Source organism: Chitinophaga eiseniae, from assembly GCF_012641265.1.
In the GTDB taxonomy this organism is placed as follows: domain Bacteria; phylum Bacteroidota; class Bacteroidia; order Chitinophagales; family Chitinophagaceae; genus Chitinophaga; species Chitinophaga eiseniae_A.
The window spans coordinates 196,458-220,934 of the sequence record NZ_JABAHZ010000009.1 but is presented as its reverse complement, the minus strand read 5'-3'; the positions used below and the strand labels follow the sequence as shown (position 1 = coordinate 220,934).

20 protein-coding genes are annotated in these 24,477 nt (G+C 47.5%); 13 read left to right on the top strand and 7 right to left on the bottom strand.

Translation table 11 applies throughout. The features are described from left to right. The first annotated feature begins 3 nt into the window (after nucleotides 1-3). Nucleotides 4-3,039 (top strand): efflux RND transporter permease subunit, encoded by a 3,036-nt coding sequence (locus tag HGH91_RS27655; RefSeq protein WP_168742466.1) that lies wholly within the window; start codon nucleotides 4-6, stop codon nucleotides 3,037-3,039. Nucleotides 3,040-3,098: 59 nt separating this feature from the next. Here the strand turns inward: HGH91_RS27655 and HGH91_RS27650 are convergent, their stop codons facing one another. Continuing rightward, entirely contained in the window at nucleotides 3,099-3,476 is a 378-nt protein-coding gene (locus HGH91_RS27650) for a hypothetical protein (protein ID WP_168742464.1), read from the bottom strand. A 621-nt stretch (nucleotides 3,477-4,097) separates the two neighbouring features. On the opposite strand from HGH91_RS27650, the gene HGH91_RS27645 reads away from it, so the two are divergent. After that, entirely contained in the window at nucleotides 4,098-5,642 is a 1,545-nt protein-coding gene (locus HGH91_RS27645) for a S8 family peptidase (RefSeq protein ID WP_168742463.1), read from the top strand. A gap of 234 nt (nucleotides 5,643-5,876) precedes the next feature. On the opposite strand, the gene HGH91_RS27640 is transcribed toward HGH91_RS27645, so the two are convergent. Continuing rightward, nucleotides 5,877-6,083 (bottom strand): hypothetical protein, encoded by a 207-nt coding sequence (locus HGH91_RS27640; RefSeq protein WP_168742461.1) that lies wholly within the window; start codon nucleotides 6,081-6,083, stop codon nucleotides 5,877-5,879. A gap of 137 nt (nucleotides 6,084-6,220) precedes the next feature. Here HGH91_RS27640 and HGH91_RS27635 point away from each other — a divergent pair, with 137 nt between their 5' ends. Genes HGH91_RS27635 through HGH91_RS27625 form a run of 3 tightly spaced genes read left to right on the top strand, consistent with a single transcriptional unit; the run spans nucleotide 6,221 to nucleotide 9,720 of the window. Continuing rightward, the gene (locus HGH91_RS27635) at nucleotides 6,221-6,694 is read left to right on the top strand and encodes a hypothetical protein (RefSeq protein ID WP_168742459.1); all 474 of its coding nucleotides are present in this window, start codon (nucleotides 6,221-6,223) and stop codon (nucleotides 6,692-6,694) included. 50 nt (nucleotides 6,695-6,744) lie between these two features. Beyond that, nucleotides 6,745-8,625 carry a GMC family oxidoreductase gene (locus tag HGH91_RS27630; protein WP_168742457.1) on the top strand — a complete coding sequence of 627 codons (1,881 nt, stop codon included), beginning with the start codon at nucleotides 6,745-6,747 and terminating at the stop codon, nucleotides 8,623-8,625. Nucleotides 8,626-8,649: 24 nt separating this feature from the next. Then, the gene (locus HGH91_RS27625) at nucleotides 8,650-9,720 is read left to right on the top strand and encodes a ferritin-like domain-containing protein (RefSeq protein ID WP_168742455.1); all 1,071 of its coding nucleotides are present in this window, start codon (nucleotides 8,650-8,652) and stop codon (nucleotides 9,718-9,720) included. A gap of 145 nt (nucleotides 9,721-9,865) precedes the next feature. On the opposite strand, the gene HGH91_RS27620 is transcribed toward HGH91_RS27625, so the two are convergent. Beyond that, nucleotides 9,866-10,228 (bottom strand): hypothetical protein, encoded by a 363-nt coding sequence (locus HGH91_RS27620; RefSeq protein ID WP_168742453.1) that lies wholly within the window; start codon nucleotides 10,226-10,228, stop codon nucleotides 9,866-9,868. A gap of 174 nt (nucleotides 10,229-10,402) precedes the next feature. Between HGH91_RS27620 and HGH91_RS27615 the strand changes: the two genes are divergently transcribed. Then, on the top strand, nucleotides 10,403-10,981 hold the full coding sequence (locus tag HGH91_RS27615; protein ID WP_168742452.1) for a hypothetical protein: 579 nt from the start codon (nucleotides 10,403-10,405) through the stop codon (nucleotides 10,979-10,981). Between the two features lie 109 nt (nucleotides 10,982-11,090). Here the strand turns inward: HGH91_RS27615 and HGH91_RS27610 are convergent, their stop codons facing one another. The 4 genes from HGH91_RS27610 to HGH91_RS27595 form a co-directional block, all read right to left on the bottom strand. Continuing rightward, on the bottom strand, nucleotides 11,091-11,618 hold the full coding sequence (locus tag HGH91_RS27610) for a class I SAM-dependent methyltransferase (protein WP_168742450.1): 528 nt from the start codon (nucleotides 11,616-11,618) through the stop codon (nucleotides 11,091-11,093). 304 nt (nucleotides 11,619-11,922) lie between these two features. Next, a complete protein-coding gene (locus HGH91_RS27605; RefSeq protein WP_168742448.1) occupies nucleotides 11,923-12,798 on the bottom strand; it encodes an AraC family transcriptional regulator in 876 nt (291 codons plus the stop codon). 67 nt (nucleotides 12,799-12,865) lie between these two features. After that, nucleotides 12,866-13,882 (bottom strand): zinc-binding alcohol dehydrogenase family protein, encoded by a 1,017-nt coding sequence (locus HGH91_RS27600; protein WP_247651860.1) that lies wholly within the window; start codon nucleotides 13,880-13,882, stop codon nucleotides 12,866-12,868. Between the two features lie 9 nt (nucleotides 13,883-13,891). Next, nucleotides 13,892-15,403 (bottom strand): alpha-L-fucosidase, encoded by a 1,512-nt coding sequence (locus HGH91_RS27595; protein WP_211092452.1) that lies wholly within the window; start codon nucleotides 15,401-15,403, stop codon nucleotides 13,892-13,894. Nucleotides 15,404-15,735: 332 nt separating this feature from the next. On the opposite strand from HGH91_RS27595, the gene HGH91_RS27590 reads away from it, so the two are divergent. The 7 genes from HGH91_RS27590 (at nucleotide 15,736) to HGH91_RS27560 (ending at nucleotide 24,468) form a co-directional block, all read left to right on the top strand. Further along, complete coding sequence (locus HGH91_RS27590; protein ID WP_168742446.1) at nucleotides 15,736-16,347, top strand: RNA polymerase sigma factor; 612 nt, start codon at nucleotides 15,736-15,738, stop codon at nucleotides 16,345-16,347. A gap of 157 nt (nucleotides 16,348-16,504) precedes the next feature. Then, nucleotides 16,505-17,581: a FecR family protein gene (locus tag HGH91_RS27585; RefSeq protein ID WP_168742444.1), complete on the top strand. Its 1,077-nt coding sequence runs from the start codon at nucleotides 16,505-16,507 to the stop codon at nucleotides 17,579-17,581. A 370-nt stretch (nucleotides 17,582-17,951) separates the two neighbouring features. After that, nucleotides 17,952-21,536: a SusC/RagA family TonB-linked outer membrane protein gene (locus HGH91_RS27580; protein WP_168742442.1), complete on the top strand. Its 3,585-nt coding sequence runs from the start codon at nucleotides 17,952-17,954 to the stop codon at nucleotides 21,534-21,536. Between the two features lie 36 nt (nucleotides 21,537-21,572). Next, complete coding sequence (locus HGH91_RS27575) at nucleotides 21,573-23,174, top strand: SusD/RagB family nutrient-binding outer membrane lipoprotein (RefSeq protein WP_168742440.1); 1,602 nt, start codon at nucleotides 21,573-21,575, stop codon at nucleotides 23,172-23,174. A gap of 135 nt (nucleotides 23,175-23,309) precedes the next feature. Continuing rightward, on the top strand, nucleotides 23,310-23,762 hold the full coding sequence (locus tag HGH91_RS27570) for an SRPBCC family protein (RefSeq protein WP_168742438.1): 453 nt from the start codon (nucleotides 23,310-23,312) through the stop codon (nucleotides 23,760-23,762). Then, nucleotides 23,743-24,078, top strand: a complete 336-nt coding sequence (locus tag HGH91_RS27565) for an ArsR/SmtB family transcription factor (protein WP_145669982.1) — start codon at nucleotides 23,743-23,745, stop codon at nucleotides 24,076-24,078. Before HGH91_RS27570 ends, HGH91_RS27565 begins: the two co-directional genes overlap by 20 nt. Before the next feature lie 24 nt (nucleotides 24,079-24,102). Then, the gene (locus HGH91_RS27560; RefSeq protein WP_168742437.1) at nucleotides 24,103-24,468 is read left to right on the top strand and encodes a SnoaL-like domain-containing protein; all 366 of its coding nucleotides are present in this window, start codon (nucleotides 24,103-24,105) and stop codon (nucleotides 24,466-24,468) included. Nucleotides 24,469-24,477 lie beyond the last annotated feature (9 nt).

The following is a 24,477-nucleotide window of genomic DNA, read 5'->3' as shown; positions in this document are numbered from 1 at the left end:
GGTATGAAAAATTTCTTTCTTGCATATAAAAACCCGGTAACGGTGCTCTTGGTAATTATCATTGCCGGAGGACTGTTTGCCTATGGAAAAATACAGTCGGCACTTTTTCCGGAAATTACTTTCCCTAAAATCAAGATCATCGCCGATGCCGGGCAACAGCCGGTGAATAAGATGATGATCACAGTTACCCGCCCGCTGGAGCTGGCAATTAAGCAGGTGCCCGATCTGAAAATGATTCGAAGCACCACCAGCCGGGGAAGCTGCGAAATATCTGCTTTCATGGACTGGCAGGCCGATATCAATATCAGCCAGCAGCGTATTGAATCAAAAATTGCTGAGATCAAGAATGCCTTACCGCCGGATATACAGATTAATGTAGAACGGATGAATCCTTCTATTCTCCCCGTGAGCGGATATACGATAGAAAGCCATAGCCGTACCCCCATTGACCTCAAGTACCTCGCTACCTATACCGTAAAACCCTTTCTGTCGCAGGTAGAAGGCGTAGCAGAAATCCGGATTATCGGGGGAAAGAACAAGGAATACTGGGTGGAGCTGGACATGCAGAAGATGAATACTTTTGGCATTACGCCGGATATGGTGAATGCGGCGCTGTCACAAACTAATTTTATTAAATCCAACGGGTATTTGTCGGACTACCGCTTGTTATACCTGACCGTTACCGATGCGTTGGTAGATAACAAAGAGAAACTGAATCAACTGGTGGTGAGCAATAACGGCAAGCGTATTGTCACCCTGGCCGATATTGCTGCAGTGGCTATCAGGGAAGCCAAAGAGTATATCAAGATAAATGCAAATGGTAAGGATGGGATATTGATTGCTGTTATCAAGCAGCCGAACGCCAACGTGGTGGACTTGTCGGACCGCATGAGCAGGAAAATAGCCGATTTGAAAAAGACATTACCGGCCGATATAAAAATCTCTCCTTACTACGTGCAGGCCGACTTTGTAAAAGACGCCATTCGCAGCGTAACGGATAGCCTGTGGATAGGTTTGTTGCTGGCGATTATTGTAGCGGTTATCTTTCTCCGCTCGCTGAAAGCGAGTGCCACTATCCTGATCACCATCCCCATTACGTTGTTGCTTACTTTAATCATATTGTACGCCAGTGGGCAAACGTTCAACATCATGACGTTGGGCGCTATGGCCGCTGCCATTGGGCTGATTATCGATGATGCAATTGTAGTGGTGGAACAAATTCACCGTACCCATGAAGAGCATCCCGATGAACCGACAACGGTACTGATACAAAAAGCGATTAATTACCTGTTCCCCGCTATGGTAGGGTCTTCCCTCAGCACCATCGTTATCTTTCTTCCTTTTTTACTGATGACAGGAGTGGCAGGTGCTTATTTTAAAGTGATGACCAATACCATGATCATTACGCTGGTATGTTCTTTCGTGGTCACGTGGATAGGGTTGCCGGTCATATACCTGTTGTTGACTAACCAAAGGAAAGAGCGGGTTGCCATACAAAAAGAGCGGGAGGGACATGATGTAAAGCCGCGGCGCTGGGTTACCTGGTTTATTACCAGGCCCTGGATCAGCGTATCGTTTATCGTATTGCTGGTGTTGTCTGTGATCCTGGTATTTCCGCGCCTGGAAACAGGGTTTTTACCGGAGATGGATGAAGGAAGTATTGTGCTGGATTACAGTTCTCCACCGGGTACTTCCCTGGAGGAAACGGACCGTATGCTGCAACAGGTAGAAAAAATTATTACAAGTCTGCCCGAAGTGGCGGCCTATTCGAGGCGTACTGGTACGCAGATGGGATTTTTTATTACAGAGCCCAACCGCGGTGATTATTTAATCCAGCTAAAGAAGGACCGGCAGCTCACCACCAATGAAGTGATTGATAAGATCCGTAAGCAGGTGGAGGCTACACAGCCGGCGCTGCGTATAGATTTCGGGCAGGTGATAGGAGATATGCTGGGGGACCTGATGACTTCTGTACAGCCCGTGGAGATTAAAATTTTCGGAACTGACCCGGAGAAGTTGAAGGCATTATCTAAGTCCGTGGCGGAAGTAGTGGGGAAAGTACCCGGCACTGCCGATGTATTTGACGGGATTGTTATTGCCGGACCTTCTGTGAGCGTGGAGCCGAACAGCCGTTTACTGGCGCAATATGGCATTACGCCGGCCAGTTTGCAATACCAGCTGCAAACAGCACTGGAAGGAAATGTGGCAGGAGCGGTGTTTGAGAAGGAGCAGTTGTCGCCCATCCGCCTGGTATATCCCGGTAGCCGTATCCTCAATGCTGCCGCGATTAACCGGTTGCAGGTATTTCTGCCGGATGGCAAATTACGCCCATTGACCGACCTGGCTACGGTGACATTCCATACTGGGGAAGCCGAAATTTCCCGTGAAAACTTACAGTCGATGGGTATTGTTACCGCCCGTTTGGATAACCGGGATTTAGGGGCTGTTATGCGGGAAATTAGTCAGCAGGTGGATGCCAGCATTTCGCTGCCGCAGGGATATAATATTGCTTACGGAGGAGCTTATGCCGATCAGCAACAATCGTTCGGCGAGCTGTTGATGATCCTGGTAACGGCCAGCCTGCTGGTATTTGGTGTAATCCTCTTTTTATACAAAGACTTTGTTGACGCGCTGATCATCCTGGTGGTAGCCGTATTGGGTATTGCGGGCAGTTACATGGCGTTATATGTCACGCATACGCCGCTGAATGTAGGGAGTTATACGGGGTTGATTATGATTGTAGGAATTATCGGGGAGAATGCCATCTTTACCTTCCTGCAATTTAAAGAATCTATGCATCATACACAGCAGGTTGACGAAGCTATCGTATATGCTATCTCCACCCGTCTCAGGCCCAAACTAATGACGGCCATAGGGGCTATCATTGCTTTAATGCCTATTGCGATGGGAATAGGGACCGGTGCACAGCTGCATCAGCCACTGGCAATTGCGGTTATCGGCGGATTCATACTGGCGTTGCCGTTACTACTGATTGTATTGCCCAGCCTGATGCGCTGGCGGTATCGCAGGCGGTTATAAAATAACCCGGAGTATTAGCTTGTTTTTTTCTGATGCGCCGGGCGATAGCCAATAGATATTTAGCGGTTGCAATCTGCGGTCCACGTTCTGCCGTTCCTGGTAAATCCGATCACCAGTTTATCTTTATTGATAGTGATAAGTCCGGTGCCATCTGATCCAACACTTGTTAACGTGTTAGCGTCTTTTTTTTCAAACTGCACGCCGGTAAGGTCAGGAATACCATCGGAAAAGCGGAAATCATAACGAGTGTCTATTTTTGTAACGAAGACACTGCCATTCGCCTGGCTAATATTTTTTTCATTATCAATGTAGCCGATTTTTCCCCTGAAGGTGCCTGCAAAAATATCTGTGTCTGCCGGGTCAGTGTTTTTACTGCAAGATGCAAATACGATGGCAGCCAATAGTAGTATCCCAACAATTTTAAGCATTGATTTCATAAATTAAAATTTTTGGTTACGGAATAGTAGTCAATGGCCGAAAATGCAATTAGCATACCAGAAGCATGTTAAGGGAGTATTTTCCTGATCATACTCATCCTTGAAAAAAAATATATTTACGCTACAATGCTTTCGTATGGCCGTTTGTGTGACCGTTATTTCACAAAGCAGGCTGTAGTGAATGTGCCTGCATTAGTTATCGGGGTCGTGCATAGTTTTAATGAAGGGGACTTTTTTATATTAAAATTGTAAAGCTTAAAGAATTATTCCTATATTTATTGAAGCCCTGTTGCTTGCTATACTAATTAATAGCAAGCACGAATAGCAAATGCTCTGCTCCGCATTCCACCTGCACAGCAAGCCCCAGCAATTTTGTAGCAACATCACTTTTTGTTTACGTTGATGTAAATATTTTAAATGCCTCCCGGGGGTATATAACTATTACATCTATACGAAACAAAAAGTGGTTCTTACTGCCGGCAATTTGATGGTCCGGCAAAGGGAGTACTATTTTTAGCGGAACCAGGCTTATCCTGTGTCCGCTAATGGTAAACCATTGAATAAACCCGAAATCCAAAATCTGTTTCCATTTATTATTTTTTAATCAATCAATTCTTACAGATGAAAACTTCTAATTTGCTGATGACAGGAGTGATGTGCCTTGCCTTGTTCTCCTGTCGAAAAAATGAAAGTGCTCAAACAGGTACCATTTCAAACGAGAAGAACCCTGTAGCGGCAGTTCCCAAATCTGCTATCAATCGATTTATCCGCGAAAAATTAGTTGACAGCGGATACTTTAAATGGGATATGGCCGGCAACGACATTGCCTGGAGTGCCCTGGTGCAGGGAGACAGCATTCTCTCCGTTGGTTATCAGCCCGCAGATTTCAATGATCTCAGTCATAACATTCATGCGATTGATCTGAATAGTGCAAGTTGGAAAGAAGCAAAACAGCAGGTGATTAACCTGATCGTGGAAAATGAAAAAAAGGACAATCCTGCCTTAACAGAAAAGGAGGTGGTAGTATTGTCCCGTACCAAGCTGCCAAGTATCAATGTAAAGGTGAGTCGCATGGCTACCCTGAAATCATTGAGAAACTCTAAGCTGGTGCGCTACGCCGAGCCTATTGGTTATGGCGTGTATATGGCGGGTAAAGTCCCTGATGGCAAGGTGGGGGTGGAGTCTACGCTGCTGAATTTCGGATGCGGCAGTAATACCGCTGAACCAGGTCTGGTGGCTGGCGCCGACTACACAAACATTACGCCGGGTGCAAAGCAATCCTGGAATTATGCCTATCATAATATTCCACAGGCCTGGGCAAAATCTACCGGTAGTGGTGTAAAAGTAATGATCATCGATACCGGTGTGAGTCCGGATCAGCCGAATTTTGGCAGTTTATTTAACCAGGGATCTTCTTCGGGCAGAACTATTCAGAAGCTGGTAACTTACCCGGGAGGTACTCCTGATGATCTTTGTGGGCACGGTACCAGCATGGCAGGTGCTTTGGCTGCGCCCAGGGGCACCAGTGGCAGCGCGGCAGGTATTGCTTATAACAGCAACCTGGTAACAGTGCATGCTGCTGAAAACGTGGTTATTCTTTCACAAGAAACGGTAACCGGTGTAACCAATGCGTATATCCTTGGTGGAGATGATCCGGATGTAAAGATCATCAGTATGAGCCTGGGTACCATCATTGACGTGAGTGTGATCATAGATGCTATCCGTTATGCCTATAACAAACAGAAACTGATCTTTTGTGCTGCCGGTACTTCCAATAGTTTCTTCGGAAGTTTTATAGGCGTTATTTTCCCGGCAAATCAGCCGGAAGTCTATGCAGTCACCGGTATGAAAGATAACCTCACAGACCGCTGCGGCAGCTGCCACGTGGGAAGCAAGGTAGCGTTTACGGTGGTAATGGAAAAAGCTTCCAATGGCCACCTGGCGCTTTCTACGGCCATGACAGGCAATGATCCTTCTACTGTTGGTGGTTCCTCCGTAGCCACCGCCAGCTGTGCCGGTATCGCTGCTTTGGTATGGAGCAAATATCCTTCTTATCCTAAAGATAGTATTGTGGCGCGTATGATAAGAGCTGCCAGTCTGAGCCAGCATAAGAGTAACCAGTTTGGTTGGGGTAACGTAGACGCCAACTTAGCGGTGGGACAGTAAAAAAATCGTCAGCGTGGAAGAGGTGGTATCGAAACTGATACCACCTTTTTTATAAGTAGGCCATTCCAGATGTGATCAGGACTCCAAATAATTGGTAATAATCAATTTCTTTCTTTTGGAAATTTATTCTACATTTATAAAGAACTACTATCCAGGCCCCGCTGTCCGTAATACCAGAGAACCAATAGCAAGTACGGGAAATAATAACAGGCAGCCGGCAGCCATGAAAAATTCTTATGAATCCCTCAAATACACGACCGACAAATGTTTACACACATTCAAAAGGAAGTCTCCCCACTCCTGTATTCCAATGGCGGCTGCTCCGCCGGTCAATTTTTCTCCATACCCGGCATGCCCGGTGTTCAGCTGCCACGGTATACCATTATACAGTTTGAAGTCACGGATGCCTAGTTGTGCATAGGCTTTCCAGGAAAATGTCATGTGGCGGTACGCTGTTGGCGGGTATGCTATACCCGATGGGACATGAATAACAGTAGCCTATATACGATGCCCCTTTTTAAGAGGCCGCGCTACAGCGGTCTTCTCTCCTGTATATACTAAAATTTAAATCGCATTTTATGGAAAAGACAACAGCTGGTCTGGACAATTTTATTGCCATTTCAGTGCCGCTTACCGGTTATTCCAGGGTAGCGCTGCTCGCTACGGGGATGGCTACCGATTATTACCATGCCGTGCGCCGCATTATTGGTGATGATCGGATGGACGATTTCCTCGCAGTGACGGCAGATATCCTGCAACATACCCATGACAAAGCTCCCGCGCTGGACCGGGAAATCAGGCAGCAATTACTGGCCAGCCTGCAGTATGGGCCTGTTACCCGCAACATTATCCAGTTATGGTACTGGGGCGCCTGGCTACCCTTGCCCGATGCCTGGATCGCCAAATATGGTAAAGGCGTGAAAGGAAATGAAAATCATTTTATCTCCCCGGCAGCCTACCAGCAGGGACTGATATGGCAGGCGATGGGAAGCCACCCGGAAGGTTCCAAACAACCTGGCTTCGGCTCCTGGAGTATTGCCCCTTTGTCATGATAACAATTACGACTATACGAAGTTACCTCATCCTGTAAAAATCCTTAGAAATGGAAAACAAAGAATATGATGTAGTCATTGTAGGTTCCGGGATAGCCGGGGCTATTGTAGCTAAAACGCTTACCCAGGCTGGCAAACAGGTGCTGCTGCTGGAAGCAGGACTGGAAGCCGGCATGGCATTCGACACCGATGGCGCCTATAAGAATTACCAGGAATACCTGCGTTCTTATTACCTGGCCCTGGCAAAAGTACCTAATGCTCCTTATCCCGATGTAAAAGATGCGGAGTCGCCCAATGTGCTGGACATGACCCAGATCAACGGCAAGCCGGATACGAAGGGATATTTTGTACAGAATGGTCCGCTGCCTTTTGCCAGCGACTATGCCCGCGCGGCAGGAGGTACCACCCTGCATTGGCTGGGTACCTGCCTGCGGATGCTGCCAAACGATTTTAAAATGCATACTGAATATGGGCAGGCGGTCGACTGGCCTATCGACTATGAATACCTAAAACCTTATTACGAAATGGCAGAGCGGGAAATAGGGGTGTCCTGCGACGTGCAGGAACAGCATTATCCTAATATGGGTGGTGATTTTTTCGGGAAAGATTATGTGTTCCCCATGTATAAAATTCCACAGAGCTATATCGACAAGCATTTCATAGAGGGGCTCAATGGCCTCAAAGTATCGCTGAACGGCGATGTATACGTGCCCTGGTGTACCAGCACTCCGCAAGGCAGGAATTCTACACCCAATGAAAAATACCGCTACGCGGGCACCGGATGGAATGCCACTAAGAAAAAGCTGGAAATGCAGCCTTTCCCCAAAAGGAGCGAGGTATATGAGCCGGTAGGCGCTATCTGGGATCCTTATGCCGGACAGCGTTGCGAAGGCAATGCCAGCTGCGTACCCATCTGCCCCGTACAGGCAAAATACAACGCGCTGAAAACGCTGAAGAGCGCAAAAAAAGAACATCTTACCCTGATGAGTCAGACTGTGGCCACGGAAATCCAAATCGATTCCAGCACGGGCAACATTACCGGGGTAGCCTATAAACAATACCCACAGGCCGATAGCAAGGAATATGTGAGCGGGATAGCCAAAGGAAAAATTTACGTGCTGGCCGCAAACGCCATTGAGAATGCCAAATTACTGCTGGCCTCCGATGCCTGCAAAACCAGCGACCAGGTAGGGCGCAATCTCATGGACCATATGGTGCTGCTCACCTGGGGACTGATGAAAGAAAAGGTATTTCCTTTCCGCGGCCCGGGATCTACCACCAACATCCCCACTTTCCGCGACGGTAGTTTCCGTAAGCAGCATGCCGCCTGGATATCACCGATCGATAACTGGGGCTGGGGTTGGCCCACCGGTTCACCCGATACCGACCTGGATCATGCCGTGTCTACGCTCAACTTGTTTGGCAACGACCTGAAAAATTACCTGGGCGATTTATTGTCACGGCAGCTGCTGCTGCATTTCGAATGTGAGCAGTTACCCGAAAAAAGCAACCGGGTTACTATCAGCAAAAAATACCTCGACAATATCGGCAACTATCGCCCGGTGATCGACTATAACGTGTCTGATTATACGAAAAAAGCTTTCAAAGCTTCCAAAAGCGTGTCAGACCAGATTTTTGCGGGCATGGGGGTGCAGGACTTTACCAGCTACCCGTCTAATGAACCGGACTATACCACCTACGACGGGCAGGGCTATGTTTTCCGCGGCGCAGGACATGTGGTAGGCACACATTGCATGGGTACCACGGCCAAAAATTCGGTAGTGAACCGTGATCAGCAGGCCTGGGATCATAAAAACCTGTTCCTGGTCGGCGCCGGGAATATGGCAACGCTGGGAACTTCCAATCCCACGCTCACCCTCGCTGCGCTGTCATTTGCTGCCGCAGAAAATGTATTGAAAGCACTTAAATAATCATTCATTTAATCCATCCCACATATGGAAACGAATCAACTGATTTCCGGCATTCGCCACCGCCTGGTGCGAAGCGGAGAGCCCACGCTGACCGATTTTAACAAGATCACTACACTGGACAGCCTGCGTAAACATTTACAGGTGGCTATTGAGCTGGAACACTCCACCATTCCGCCCTACCTGTTTGCCCTGTACTCCATCCGGGAAAATACCAATGAGGTTGCTGCCAGGATTATCAAAGGAGTAGTGATGGAAGAGATGTTACACATGATATTGGCTTGCAATATCCTGAATGCTGTGGACGGGCGTCCGGATATTTCGCATCCTGGCTTCATCCCGGAATATCCTACCTACCTGCCTCATAGCAACCAGTCGTTTGAAGTGAACCTGCAAAAATTTTCCAGGCCGGCTATTGAAACTTTCCTGAAGATAGAAAAGCCCAGTGGGAAAGGGGCCCCGCCGGAGGCAGACCGTTATGCTTCTATCGGGCAATTCTACGAGGCCATCCTGGATGGCATGGAAAGGCTGCAGGCAAAAGGAAATATTTTCACCGGGAAAGCATCCCGGCAAATTACGCCAGAGCAGTTTTATGGCGGCGGCGGAGGAGTGGTGGTCGTACACGACCTGGCTTCTGCCCATGAAGCGATTGCTGAAATAGTGGGGCAGGGCGAAGGCATTGATGGTACCATAGAAGACAGCGATCACCTGTTATTCGGAGAAGAGGTAGAGTATGCCCACTACTTCCGCTTCAATGAAATTCATGAAGAGCGTTACTACCGGCCTACCGATACGCCCAAAAGCGGCCCTACCGGTGCAAAGTTGCCCGTAGCCTGGGACCAGGTGCATCCTGTCAAAGAAAATATCAAGATGAAAGATTTCAAGAAGGGCACTGAAGAATGGGGCATGATGTACCAGTTTAATAAAAGTTATTGCGACATGCTGCGGGCATTACATGATACCGTGAATGGTGATAAAGAGAAGTTAAGGGAAGCGGTCATCATGATGTACGACCTCAAGTACCAGGCGTTGGGATTGATGAATATACCTATCGGCAATGGGTTACATGCAGCGCCCAGCTTTGAGTATGTGAAATAATAACCTCTTTTCCTCATTTCAATAAGAATGCCGGGGCGCCTGCCCCGGCATTCTACGCGTTGTTACCTGTTCAAACAATTGCGGGGGAAATTACCTCGATGAATGAATCAGCCCGGAGAATGTTTTACAACAGGTAATGCACGGATCAGTAAATACTGGCGAAAACGGTACCTGTAATATTTACATTGTTAAAGGTAGCGTAGCCGGAGCTGGTGGTAATGGATTGCCCGGCAAAAGTAAAGGTGTGTGAACCGGGGGCAGAGGTATACATGTTAATGGTATACACGCCTGCGGTTAATGGGCCATAAGAAGAACCGGAAGACGGGTTCAGATAGGCGCTGACGTTAGTGGGGCCGTAGAGGTAAATGGAACCGGTGTAGGTGGTGCCATTGTACACATTAAGACCAATACTAAAGAAACGGGCGGTACTGCTTCTTTCAGCGCGGAGCAGGGCTGATGGAAAGGCAACAAAGGCGCATAGTAACAGGATGCAGCATAATTTTTTCATAACAGTTATTTTTTGAGAGGAGGTAACTATCCGTTGTACCGGGGTATAAAGTCATAACAATATAATAAGCACATTTGGTAAATGCAATGATGCCGTAAGAAAAACATACGCTTATCTGGCGACTGAAAGTCGGGGAATTTTGCTTAAGTTCAGGGCAGAATTAAAAACTATACTATGCTCCAACGACTCAGCTACTGCCTGTTGCTATTGATCAGCCTACCGGCGCTGGCTCAGAAAGCCACTGAAAACCTTCATTTTACCAGCAGCAAACAACAGCTGATTGCGGTATATAAAGGCACTATTTTCGTAAACGGCAACAAAACCTACCAGTTGTCGCCCGACAAGATTGTATATAACAGCCGGCGTAACCGCCTTATTGAAGACGGAGGAAACGTGTTCCTGTTCCTGGAAGTGACCGCCGCTCCCAATAAAAACAGGTTGATCGTATTCGGTATCAACAATTCTATTGCTGATTCCCTGCTCACCGCCGTGGCTTCCGATGTAAAAGACTATGACCACGATGGACAGCTGGAGTTTGGCGGCAGCGAAGCGCCTAAGCCTCATCCTTCGGCCGATTCTATCTACTATCTTCCTTCCCGGTTTTATGAAATAAAGAAAGGAAGAATCAATGTAGATGCGGAGTATACAGAGAAGATAGACAAGAAAGTGAATGGCGTATACCTGGCAGATCCGTTAGACAGCAACGGCAATTGTTGCAAGGCCATTCCTAAAACCAAAGGCCGCCCAAAATAGTCACACAAAGGTGGAAAGAAGCAAAGCAGCAAAGAAGTATAAAACTTACTCTCTTTGCTGCTTTGCTTCTTTCCGCCTTTGCGGGCTTTATTCCCCACCTTTGCGTGCCTTATTTTCTACTGAACAGCGCCGCATACATAGTCCCTGACCGGAACACGGAGGGGCGTTCATTTATTTTAATTGCGTTGTCAAAACCCTGCTGCCGGAACAGCTGTACCAGCTCCTTAAAAGGAACAGGATAAGGTACCCACGCATTGGCGGCAGCCGTATCGTATTCTACAACCAGGAAAACGCCATTGGGCTGAAGATGTGATTGTATTTCCCGGATAAAAGCGGTTTTGTTGGCCACATAATGAAGGGAGTTAGCCATCAGCATGCCATCCAGGTGTTGAAGGGGCAGCGGTGTTGCTACAAAATCCAGTTGCCCGGTGCGAATATTTACCCCTGGTGGATCGGGTAAAGACAGTAACTGCACCGGTGCTTTATCATAGGCATACACGCTACTGTTGCTGCCCAGCAAATGTGCCAGCGCAAAGGTAAATAAGCCGCTGCCGGCGCCCAGATCCGCCCATACCTGGTGGGGACTCCTGTTGAAATAAGGGTGATTAATCAGTGAAATAGCATCGCTCAGCTCCATAGGATGTAAATATACACGACAACCGGAAATTTCCACGAATAGGGGGATACGCGTTTTATCCCGTTTTATAAGTGAAAACCAATATCCTCATAACTGACTATAGTATCCTTAAACGGAAACCCATGCATTTTAGCACAGGCAAACGAAGCCACATAACATGGATCCCCATACGCAGTAAATGATTACGCAAATTTCGATGGCACTTCAAATGCCCGGTAGATAGTACTTTACCGGAAAGGGCAGTAAAGCGACATATGTTGTCTCTGTTTCACCGGCCTCCGGACAATTGTCCGGGGGCCATTTATTATCTTATATCCAGGCGGCAATGAAATTTCTTATACTCCATGGGTGTTTTCCCGGTAATCAGTTTAAACATGTTAATGAAGTGGGAGAGGGTGTTATAGCCGCATTCATAGCAGATTTCACTGATACTGGCATCCGATTCTATCAGCAGGTTACAGGCATGGCCTATTCTTAGTTCCGTGATAAAGCGCACATAGGTGATACCTTTCTGTATTTTAAAATACCGGCAGAAAGAAGTGCTGGTCATGTGCATGATGGCAGCTACTTCTTCCAGGCTGACTTTATTTTTAAAATGGGTGAGGGTATATTCCATCACCGCTTTTAGCCGTTCATTTTCATGGTGACCGGTACTAGCTGGTATACTTTGGGTAGACAGCAACCGGTAGTTGCCGCTGTCGGCAATCAGGAAAAGAATTTGCAACAAAGACAGCAAACGGCTGCCGGGCGATTGGTCTGGCAGCTCTTCCATCATGCGGGCCACTTTGGTGGCGGTAGGTGCTTCTACTTTCAGTCCCAGTCGCGAAAGCGATAACAAGTGTGTGAGTTTTCGCATTTCCGGCAAAGCGGTGAGCATCGGTGTAATATCCTGCTTGAATAAGGCTACCACAGCTTCCCCGGAAACATCTTTCTGCTCGCATACAAATGTTTCCTCATGGCGGAAGGAGTGGGGTAGGTTGGCGCCTATCAGCACCACATCCCCGCTTGCAAAAGGACCAATATAGTCGCCTATCAGCCAGGTGCCGGAACTTTTCTTGATGTACAGCAGCTCCAGTTCGGGATGGTAATGCCAGTTATTGCGCATTTTTTCTCCGATGTCCCTTCTCACGGTAAAGGAACACTCAGGGGAGGTAGACACATTTTTTAATACTGCTTTCATGCACGTGGTGGATTAAGACAGTCATCAGATAGCGCTAAAATAGTTGTTTTCTGTCATCATTCGTTATTTACAGGGTCACCATCGCTTTAATCACTTTGGTGGCCGGATCGGCCAGCGACGGGAAGGCATCTTTTACCGCCATAAAATCGATATGATGGGTAATATACGCTGCGGGATTGATGAGCCCCTGTTGAATACAACTGATCACGTGTTCAAAATCGGCCCGGGTGGCATTCCTGCTGCAAAGCAGGGTTGTTTCCCGTTTATGCAATTCTGGGTTGGAGAAGCTCAGGGCTTCTTTTTGCAGGCCTACCAGTACATAGCGGCCTCCGTGTGCGAGGTAGTAGATGCCGTTATTCATGGCTTGCAGATTGCCTGTGGCATCCATGACTACCGTGGGCATATCGCCCCCGGTGATGGCTTTTACCTGTTCCCGGGCATCGGCATCGCGGGCGTTGACTGCAAAGGGTACCTGGAACCTGGAGGTGCAATATTCCAGGCGTTCGGCGTTGACATCCAGCGCAATCACCCGGGCGCCGGCAATGCGGGCAAACTCCATAGCAGCCAGACCTATAGGCCCCGCGCCGGTCACCAGCACATATTCGCCGGGTTGTATAGCGGCCCGCCTCACGGCATGGGCGCCAATCGCCAGCGGCTCTACCAGTGCCAGTGCCTCGTAGCTCAGCCCTTCGCCATGCAGCAGCGATGTAGAAGGAATGGAAATATATTCTTTCATCCCTCCGTCGCTGTGTACACCAAACACATTGATTTGCTCGCAGCAGTTGGAGAGTCCCCGCCGGCAGGCAATACAGGCGCCGCAGCTGAAGTAGGGAATGAAGGTAACGGCCTCGCCTTCGCGGAAACCGGGCGCATTGTCAAAGGCCACCAGCTCCCCCGACAATTCATGTCCCAGTACCCGGGGATATTGAAAGAAAGGTTGCGTGCCTTCAAAGGCATGCAGATCTGTACCACAGATGCCTATCCGTTTAATTTTGATGATGGCATGACCCGGTGTCAATACAGGTAAGTCCGTGCGCGCATAGGTCAGATGACCGGGAGAAGAACAGATCAGTTCGTGCATCATATCATTGTCTTATTTCAGGCTGATTTTCAGGCCGGTAACGGTCCAGGAGGGCAGTTGTACGGGCATGTCAATGACCAGTGCATCTGCTTCCACTTTCCATTTCAGCGGTTCCTTACTACCCAGCAGTTGTATAGCCGTAATTTTTTTATGATTCAGGTTGGCGTTGCTGCCTAATGCTTTGATCCGTATAGCCTTGGTGGGCTTGTCGAGGATATATGCATAAAGGTAGTTGTTGCGGGTGGTAAACCGGATATCTTCGGCGGTGTATTTTATTTTGTCTTCGTTAAAATTACCTGCTTTGATAGTGGCCGTGTTGTCGGATTTTTCTCCGAAAACTTTCCAGGGGCGACTGCCGTAAATTCCTTCTCCGTTTACGGCCATCCATTGGCCTATTTCATCGAGGGTCTGCAGCATATCCGGTTCCAGGTCGCCTTCCGGTGTTTGTACGATGTTGATCAGCAGGTTCCCGTTTTTGCTGACAATATCGGCGAGCATGCGCAGAATATCGGTAGCCGATTTATAATGCTGGCCGGTACGGTAGTACCAGTCGCCGATAGAGGTATCTGTTTGCCAGGGGAAGGGGCTGATACTATCCTGTACGCCTCTTTCCAGGTCCTGGGCCCACTTGCCATCGGATGGTTGTTTACAGTTGTAAACGGCCGTTGCTTTGCCTTTGTGATATTGCAGGTTGTCGTTGTAAAAGTTAGCCAGCATACTCCGGCCGGTATCTCCAAAGGGTAGCTGGCTGTCGGAATAGAGGAGGTCCGGATGATAGGTTTCTACCAGTTCTTTTACATCGTCGTACCATACTTTCATCCAGGCAGGATTGGTGGTGAGCCAGCCATTGTCGTTGTCGGCGGCGCGGGTATGATATAAGGAGGCATAGGCGGTGTCATTGCCATCGTAAGGAACGTCTTTGTACTGACCAGCTTTATCGGCGCGATGGCTGGGCTGGAACCAGGTATAGCTGGCGGCCAGGTGTTCAGATACACCGAAATAAAGTCCTTCTTTTTTGGCAGCCTTTTGCCAAAGGCCTACCACATCTTTTTTCGGGCCCATTTTTACGGCGTTCCAGGGGTGGAGGCGGGAGTTCCATAGGAAGAAGTTGTCGTGGTGACTGCCCATACTCACAAAATACCGCGCCCCGGCCTTTTTATAGAGTGCCATTAATTTTTCCGGATCCCATTTTTCTGCTTTCCATAAGGGGATGATATCCTTATAGCCGGATTTGGAGGGATGCCCGTAATGTGCCACGTGGTATTGGTAGTCGGCGCTGCCTTCTTCATACATCTGGCGGGCATACCAGTCGCCCATACGGGGTACGGCCTGTGGCCCCCAATGTGCCCAGATACCAAATTTGGCGTCGCGGAACCAATCGGGGTACTTGTATTGTTGAAGGGATGCATCTGTAGGTTGATAAGGACCCTTGGTAACGGGCAGTTGCTGCGCCACTGCCGCCTGGGTCATGGCAATAGCCAGGGTAGCTGCATACAGGGTGTGTTTGATAAATGGTCCGGTCATAGTAGCAGTATTGTTTAAAATCAATGTCCGTCAAAAATAAGATGATCGCTTCCGGTGCTGATCGACAATATTATCTGGTTGATAGTGTATTTTATCTTTTACCGCCGGTTAAATACCCGGTAATATTTTGCCGGAAGCGGATAACTGTTTTATTTACATTTATTGTTTTGGCTGCCAGGTGGCTGGATGACTGATATTTTTATGTGCATCACAAATGCTATTTGAACGATTTTTGATCAATTGGTAAAAAATAGCTACATTGACACTACTTATAAAAGTTTTAGCCAGCTATTATTAAGACCAAAATCAGTTTTGCTGTAAAAGATCCACGCATGCCTGCAATGAAAGATGTTCGTTTTGACGAAGCGGCTTTATGGAAGCGATTTAAAGCTGGAGACAAAGCTGCCTTTACCTTCATTTACCGGGAATACACCGTGTACTTGTTTCAATATGGCTTCCGGTTTTGTACCGACCAGGAGAAACTGAAAGACATGATTCATGATCTTTTTATAGAGATATGGAATAGCCGGGATCAAGTGAGTGAGGACGTAGCCATACGGTTTTATTTGTGCCGTAGTCTTAAGTATAAATTGATCAGGGCCAATTACCAATACAGGAGTATCACTGGTAAGCAAGACCAATACCTGCACGATCATATTCAGCCGGAAGCCACTGTAGAAGAGCAAATTATTGATACAGAAATAAAAGATTCACGCAGTCAGTTGCTGAACAATGCCATTAAAAAGTTATCCCGGCGTCAGCAGGAAATTATTATGCTCCGCTTTTATATGGGCTTTACCAATGCCCAGATTGCCGAAATGATGCATATGAAATACCAGTCCGTCAGCAACCTCCTTTACAATGCGCTGGGACGTATTAAAGAAACCCTGGAAACTACTCCTTTTGCCCGGCGTTTGCTGGAAACCTTTTATTCCTTTCTATAAGCGGCCCTCATTTTTCCTTCATTAGCCCTATTAATGTTCTTGATGGTAGGGTGTTTCAAAGAAAAGTTAAAAAAACTTTATTTTTTTTGAGTATAAAAACAAAGCTTTTGTCATTTATGATGAAAGGGCAGTTTATTGCCGTTTAAATCATCGTTGCATGAAGCATTTCGGAGAGGATACCTGGGAATTTATCCAGGACGACCATTTTGTTCAATGGGTATTGTTTCCCGATGCAGCGAATACCGCACGCTGGGAACAATGGATGGCAGACCATCCCGAGCGGGTGCCTGTGCTGGAAAAAGCCCGGGCAATGGTGCAGTCTCTGGGTAAAACTATGCCCCACCAGGTAGACCGCCGTTTGCTGGAAGAAGTGTATGCCTCTCTTGATGAGTATCTGGACAAGGAAGTGCCGGCGCCGGTACAAACTACCGCCAGGGTAACTTCCCTGCGTAAATGGTGGTGGGCGGCAGCGGCTGTAATAGCGGGTGGTATCGCAATGGTATCTATCTCCCGGAAATCCGCTACAAAAGAAAACCTGCTGGCCGATAAGCTGCAAAGCCATATGGAACAGCAACAGCTGGTGCGGGTTAATACCAGTGCTACCGACCAGGTAGCGTGGCTTACAGACGGCTCTTCCGTTATATTAAAAACGGGCGCTACCATCAAGCACGACGCCTTTCTTACTCAGTCTAAAAGAGAAGTATACCTGAAAGGAAATGCTTTTTTCGATATCGCCAAAGATGCGGAACGGCCATTTTATGTATATACACCCAAAGTAGCCATCCGCGTACTGGGCACCAGTTTTAATGTGTCGGAAGAAAATGGCAGCCTCACTGTTACCGTAAAGACAGGAAAAATTGCGGTGTGCAGCATAACCGATAAGCAACACAGTTATATTATTACACCCGGTCATCAATTGCGGTTCGATGCCCGCACCGCTGCCTTTGTAGCCGATTCGCTGAACAGCGAACAGCTGGCAGCCCTCCAGCCGGCGGCAGAAATACCCGCTTTTGCGTTCGATAATGCACCGGTCCTCAGCATTTTTAAAGCACTGGAAAGCGCCTACAGCATTAAGATTAATGCCAGCGAGGAAACGTTTGGCAAGTGCCTTGTCACCACCACTATCAGGAATGAAACGTTTGAAAATAAGTTAAAGATTATCTGCGCGGCTATCAACGCCAGTTATGCTATCAGGGAAGGCCAGGTATTTATTACCGGCAAACCCTGTAACTAACCGTATTGTTCACTTATAAATCGCTTGTTATTCACTTGTAAATCACTTGTAATTCTCGAAAAACGAACCCAATGTTTACATAATGTATCAACCAAAAAAAAAGTGGCGATGCGCTAACATCGCCACCCGGGTAATTTTTCCTGTAATGTCTGGACAACTGCACAGGAAATGAATTGTCGTACTAATCGATTTTATTAATCACAACAAAACATTTGAAGTTATGCACAAATTTGCAAACTCCAACAGGACTGTCATATTTTTTATGAGGGTTGCCTTACTACAAATAGCGCTTCTGTTTTGCCTGATTACCTGCACATTTGCAAAAAATGTTCACGCGCAGGAAGTTTTGAGTAAAAAGGTGTCATTAAATATGCCGCCCAGTGATCTGCGCAGTATACTCAAAACTATTACGGAGAAAACATCCGTCAACTTTACCTATAGCAATAATACGCTGCCGGCGCGCCAACGTATTGCGGTCACTGCCCGCGATGAGCAATTAGGAGAGGTATTATACCGCTTGCTCAGCCCATTGCACATCACTTTTGAAGTGATCAATGAACAGATTGTACTGAAGAAAGAGGACAGTAATGAAGGCGGCATGGAGATAGATGGTTTGAATGTACTTTTCCAGAAAATCAGCGGCTTCGTAAAATCAAAGGAGGGCGATCCCCTGCCCGGCATTAACATCATGATCGCCGGCACCAACAGGGGTACCGTTACCAATGTAGATGGACACTTTGAGCTGGAAGCCAAAGAAGGCGATGTGCTGATCTTTTCTTCTGTGGGCTTTGCCCAGCAACGGGTTACTGTTAGCGGGAATGGCATCATGAACATCGTAATGATGTCTTCCGCCACCTCGCTTGATGCAGTGGCGATTACGGCATTGGGTATCAAAAGAAACGTAAGAACATTGGGGTATTCCCAGGAAGAAGTAGCTGGTAAAGAAGTGGCCCGCTCCAATGCGCCCAACGTACTGAACGCTATGGCAGGTAAAATGGCCGGCGTAAATGTAACCAGCCCCAACGGTGTGGATGGAGGTACTACCCGCATCGTAATTGGTGGTAACAATACTATCCAGGGCGATAACCAACCGCTGATCATTGTAGATGGTATGCCAATGGCCAACGACCTGGCACGCCCGTATGATGTACGTTCTGCTCCTACCGGTAGCGCTCTGTATGCCGGCAACAATGCAGACGCCAGCAATACCAGTTCCCCTAAAGATTTCGGTAGCCCGATCAACATGATCAACCCGGAAGATATTGAAACTATCAGCGTGCTGAAAGGCCCCACTGCCGCCGCATTGTACGGTGGTAAAGGCGCCAACGGCGTTATTCTCATCACCACTAAAAAAGGGAACAAACGCAACGGCCTGGGCGTAGATTATACGTACGGTTATAAAACCGTAGATCCTTACCGCTACCTGCAATTGCAAAATGAATATGGCGCGGGTGGTATGGTGTCGCTCAACGCTCCCCAATACCTCACAGATGCCAACGGCAATAATCCGCGGCTCACTGAGAACTGGAATGGTATGTATGTGGATCCTAAAACAGGCTCCGGTCCTTATGGCATCAATACCTATAACCAGGTAGGATGGCCCGGCTCCGGCGTTTCCTGGGGACCAAAAATGGATGGTAAAATGATCACCTGGTGGGATGGTACCCAGAAAGCGGATGTACCACAACCCGACAATATCAAATTGCTTTTCCGTAATGGTATGCAATCCACCCACAACGTGTCACTGTCTGGCGGTAATGAATGGGGATCTATCCGTGCGTCTTTCTCCCGGTTGGATAATTCGGCCGTATTGCCCAACAGCAAATACTATCGCAATACTTTCAACCTGGGCGCCAATATGAAATTAACGAAGAGAGTAAGTGTACAGCTCACCTCTTCCTATATCGTAAACCAATATCATAACCCGCCGCAGCTGGGTAATGATGATGGTAACTCCTGGATGAAACGCCTGGTATATAATGCCGGCAGAAACTACCGGGGAGAAGATATTCCCATCTACAAAAATCCTGATGGTTCTCAGAACCAGCTCACCAACTTCCCCTGGGTAGGTAATGGTGGCGCTACTGTATGGAACATCATGGAAAATAATACCGACCAGAACAGGCGCAAATTATTGGCTGGCGTACAACTGAATTATGAAGCTACTGATTTCCTGGACTTCATTTTCCGGGGTGGTTTGGATAATAACACCAATGAGCTGACGACTAAAAATACGCCGACAGATGTGTTAGGGATCAAAGGATACTATGCCCATGGCGTAGAGCGCGACAATGCATCCAACATGGACTTCATTGGTACCCTGCATAAGGATAAAATATTTGGCGGCGATTTTAGCGGTAAGTTCTCCTTGGGTGGAACTATCTACCAGCGGGATGCCTCCGGTATGTTCAACTACAACGATAACTGGGCGATGCCGTATGTATATTCACTGAATTCGGGTACTTACCTGGGTAATCCGCATCCGACCACCGAAAGCCAGTTGCGTAAACGTATGAACTCCATGTACAGTTTCCTCAACCTGTCGTATAAGGATTACCTGTTCCTGGATATCACGGGTCGTAATGACTGGTCTTCTGCGTTGCCTAAAGGCCAATGGTCTTATTTCTTCCCGTCTTTCGCCGGTAGCTTTGTATTCTCCGATGCGTTTAAGATAGATCCATCTGTATTGAGCTTCGGTAAAGTAAGAGTAGCCTGGGCACAGGCGGCTACCGATCCGGCTCCTTACCAGATTAACTATACTTATGGTACTTCTACGTTTGCAGGACAAGCGGCAACCATGCTGCCGGGTAGTTTGCCGGCGCTCAACTACAAGCCGGCTATCAATACTACTGCCGACTTCGGGTTGGTATTGGGCTTCCTGAACAACCGGTTGAACGCAGATTTCAGGTATTATAAAGGAAAATCACGTAACCAGATATTGAGTTCTCCGCTGCCTATCAGCTCAGGAGTGAGCAGCATTATTGTCAACTCCGGCGTACTGGAAAATTCCGGTATAGAATTGATCCTGCGGGCAAAAGTGGTAGCACAGAAAGACTTCAGTTGGGATGTCTCCCTTAACCTGGCGCATAACAACAATAAGCTGCTGTCTTTATCTGATGGAACTGACCGCGTAGATATGGCCAGCGCCTGGGGTGATGGTGGTGCGCACGGTCCGGTAATATCCGCTCACGTAGGCGACCAGTTTGGTACCATTTACGGTTATGACTATGTGTATGATCCAAAAACACATCTGCCATTGATGGTAGCAAGTCCTTACGGCAAGCCGGAAATGAATGGTACGTTGTACCAGGCTACTGATGGACTGGTGCCATTGGGTAATTCGACGCCTAAATTAACCGGTGGTATTACCAATACTTTTACGTACAAAAATTTCTCTGTAAGCACGTTGATTGATGCAAAAATAGGCGGTGATGTATGGTCTGGTACCTATGCTACTATTATGCAACAGGGACAGGCAAGAGAAACGCTGAAAGAAAGAGATGGAGGCGGATTGCCTTATACTACACCGGATGGTACTAAAACCAACTGGGGGGTGATTTTACCGGGTGTGTTTCCTGATGGTAAGATCAACGACAACGTAGTACACTATTATTATAAATATATGCCTTATGGTGTGTGGAGCAGTACTGACCTGGGTGGCGGCTTAAAAGGAAGTGACTGGATCGACAGGAATGCCGTCCTGGAAAATACCTGGGTGAAGATGAGAGAAATATCCATCAACTACCAGGTGCCATCAAGCTTTATCAAACGGACAAAAGTATTCCAGTCAGCATCGCTGTCACTCGTGGGAAGAGATCTTTTCTATCTCTATACTTCCTTACCGGATCATATCAACCCGGAAGGTGTGAATGGCGCCGGCAATGCCCAGGGACTGGAGTTTATGTCTTTGCCAAGTTTCCGTTCATTAGGTTTCCAGGTAAGGGTTTCTTTCTAAGGGAACAGATCTACTCACCGATTAAAATGTGCAAACATGAACAAGACAAAAAAAATATTCCTTTATATAGCGGGTGTTTCGATGACGCTGGGCGCCTGTACGAAAGATTTCCAGGATATCAATACCACTCCGGGATTGCCTACTACCACTACCGTTCCTCCCATGGTGAATGGGGTGATCAGTACCCTGTTTCTGAAAGGGCAGGAGCAGGCGGCCATTCATAATGAGTATTATTATCCCATTACCCAGCTGGCTACCATTAGTGGTAATTCTGGTTACCTGGTACAGAATGGCGCTTTGGATATCTGGAACGACTACTATTCTGCGCTCCAGAACCTTAACCAGATCCAGGATAAGATCAATGCTTATGTGGGCGATAAAGCGGAGATGGATAATATACAGGGGATCACTTATATCCTGAAAGCTTACAAAACGCTGCGTATAAGTGACCAGTTTGGGGATATGCCTTATTCCAAAGCGGGACTGGCTTACACCAATGAAACGGCTAATTTCCGGCCGGCGTACGACTCCCAGGAGAGTATCTATAAAACTACCCTGGATCAGCTGAAGTGGGCGTCCCAGCACCTTACCACTGCTGCCAATACACCCGGAGGCAAGCCGTATGTAACCCTGGGCTCTTCTGAAACGCTGTTCAACAATAGCATTACCATGTGGCAGAAGTTTGGCAACTCGTTGTTGCTGCGTTATGCCATGCAGATAGTAGAGAAAGATCCTGCTACAGCCACTCCTTATCTGCAATATGCGTTGAGTGGCATACCGTTGATCGGGGAACATGAAGATGCCGGTATGTGGCCGCAGAAGCTGAACAACTACGTATTGAATGATAGCCGTTTCTGGTCTTTCACTTCTCATAAATTTGTGCGCATGAGTACTACCTGCTGGAATATGCTGGCAGATGGCAATGCGGACGCACAGATCTTTGACCCGCGGGCGAAATTGTTTTTTGAAACCAACCAGGCCGGTAAGTGGGCGCCACTGGCCCCTGGCAGCACTGCCAGCGATAATACCAATCCTTACACGGGGAATAGAGATGCTGACTTCTCCAATAAAGACAACTGCGTATTTTCCCCGGTTAATTACCTGATGGTGAGGGATATTTATTATCAGCCTGAATTGTTCATGACTGCAGCAGAAGTACATTTCCTGAAAGCGGAAGCTTATGCACGCGGCCTAGGTGTAAATAAAGACATGGTGAGCGCCGGCAATGAATATTTCAGTGGTATTACCTCTTCTGTCAACTTCTGGGATTCTATTGCACATACTACCAATGTTACCAATGATAACTGGTCGGCGGTGGCGCCTCCGAGCCCTACAGCTGCGCAGATGGCTACACTTTTTGCCAATCCTAAAGTGGCCTTTACCGGTACAGATGATCAGAAGCTGAATAAAATTTATGCGCAGGAATGGCTGTCCTTCTTCCGTCAGCCCTGGCTTGCCTATAACTTATGGAGAAGAACCGGTCGTACTCCGCGCGATGGTAACCCGGCTACTTATGTCAACTTTAACCGTTTACAGTATCCGCAACAGGAATCAGTGAACAACACTGCCAATTATAATGACCAGGCCAACCGCATGGGGGGTAACTCTACTGCGGTGAAGGTATGGTGGATGAAGTAAGTATTTACGCATACAGTAGTTACATAGAAGGCCCCGGGGAAGCATTTCTCCGGGGCTTTTTGCTGCCCGCTCAAAAATAAATTTGCGTAACTAAAAAGTTACACATACATTTGTGTAACCTAAAAGTTACATATTATGACTAAGACCATTCGTCACGAGTTTTTCTTTGCACATCCTGTGGAGAAGGTGTGGACCTACCTGACCACTGCTGAATTGATGTCGCAATGGTTAATGCCCAACGATTTTGAACCTGTTATCGGGCATGATTTTCAGTTCAGGACCAAACCAATACCCAGCCTCGACATAGACGGCATTATGTATTGTAAGGTGTTGGAGATGGTACCCTTTAAGAAGTTGACCTATTCCTGGAAAGCGGGCCCCGGGAGCGGCAAAATATCATTGGACTCGCTGGTGGAGTGGACGCTCTCGTCGGATGAAAAAGGCACCACCGTTAAACTGGAACATAGCGGTTTCCGGGAGATAGAAGATTTCAACATCTACAATGGCATGACCGACGGATGGAGGCAGAAGCTGCAGAAAATCGATGATCTTTTAAACGCCGTATTACATGACGCAGCCAACGCCTGATATATTCCAGGCTATTGGAGATCCCAGCAGGAGGCAGATCTTACAGCTATTGTCGCAGGATACACTCACCATCAATGCCCTGGCAGCGCATTTTGAAATGAGCCGTCCGGCGGTGTCGAAGCATATAAAAATACTGCACAGCACCGGGTTTATTGTCATCGAAGACAAAGGCCGGGAAAGGTATTGTACCCTGCACCGGGATGGCTTCCAGGCCCTGCAGCAATGGATCAGCTTCTTCGACGTATTCTGGCAGCACAGGCTGAAAAAGCTGGAAAATTTATTGGATAACACCGGCCATAAAAGTAAAGGCCATTGACACTAACAGCTAAAATTAATGACCATGACAACGCTCAGCACGCAGGACGTGGCAACAAGATTCAATGAACTGGCCATGCAGGAAAAATGGTTTGACATACAGGAGGAACTTTTTTCTGCAGATGTAAAAAGCATAGATCCTGCTGACTCGCCTTATTTTGGATTTGCGGAAGGCAAAGCAGCCGTGCGCAAAAAAGGAGAAGACTGGGTAAAAAAGATACAGGAAGTACATCAGCTGACTACCTCCACACCGGTAGTAGCCGGGCGGCACTTTGCCGTGAGCCGGATGATGGACTTTACCGTAGCGGATTTTGGAAGAGTGAAAATAGATGAGATCATGTTGTACGAAGTAGCGGATGGGAAGATTATATCCGAGCAGTTCCTGTATTAATAAGGATAT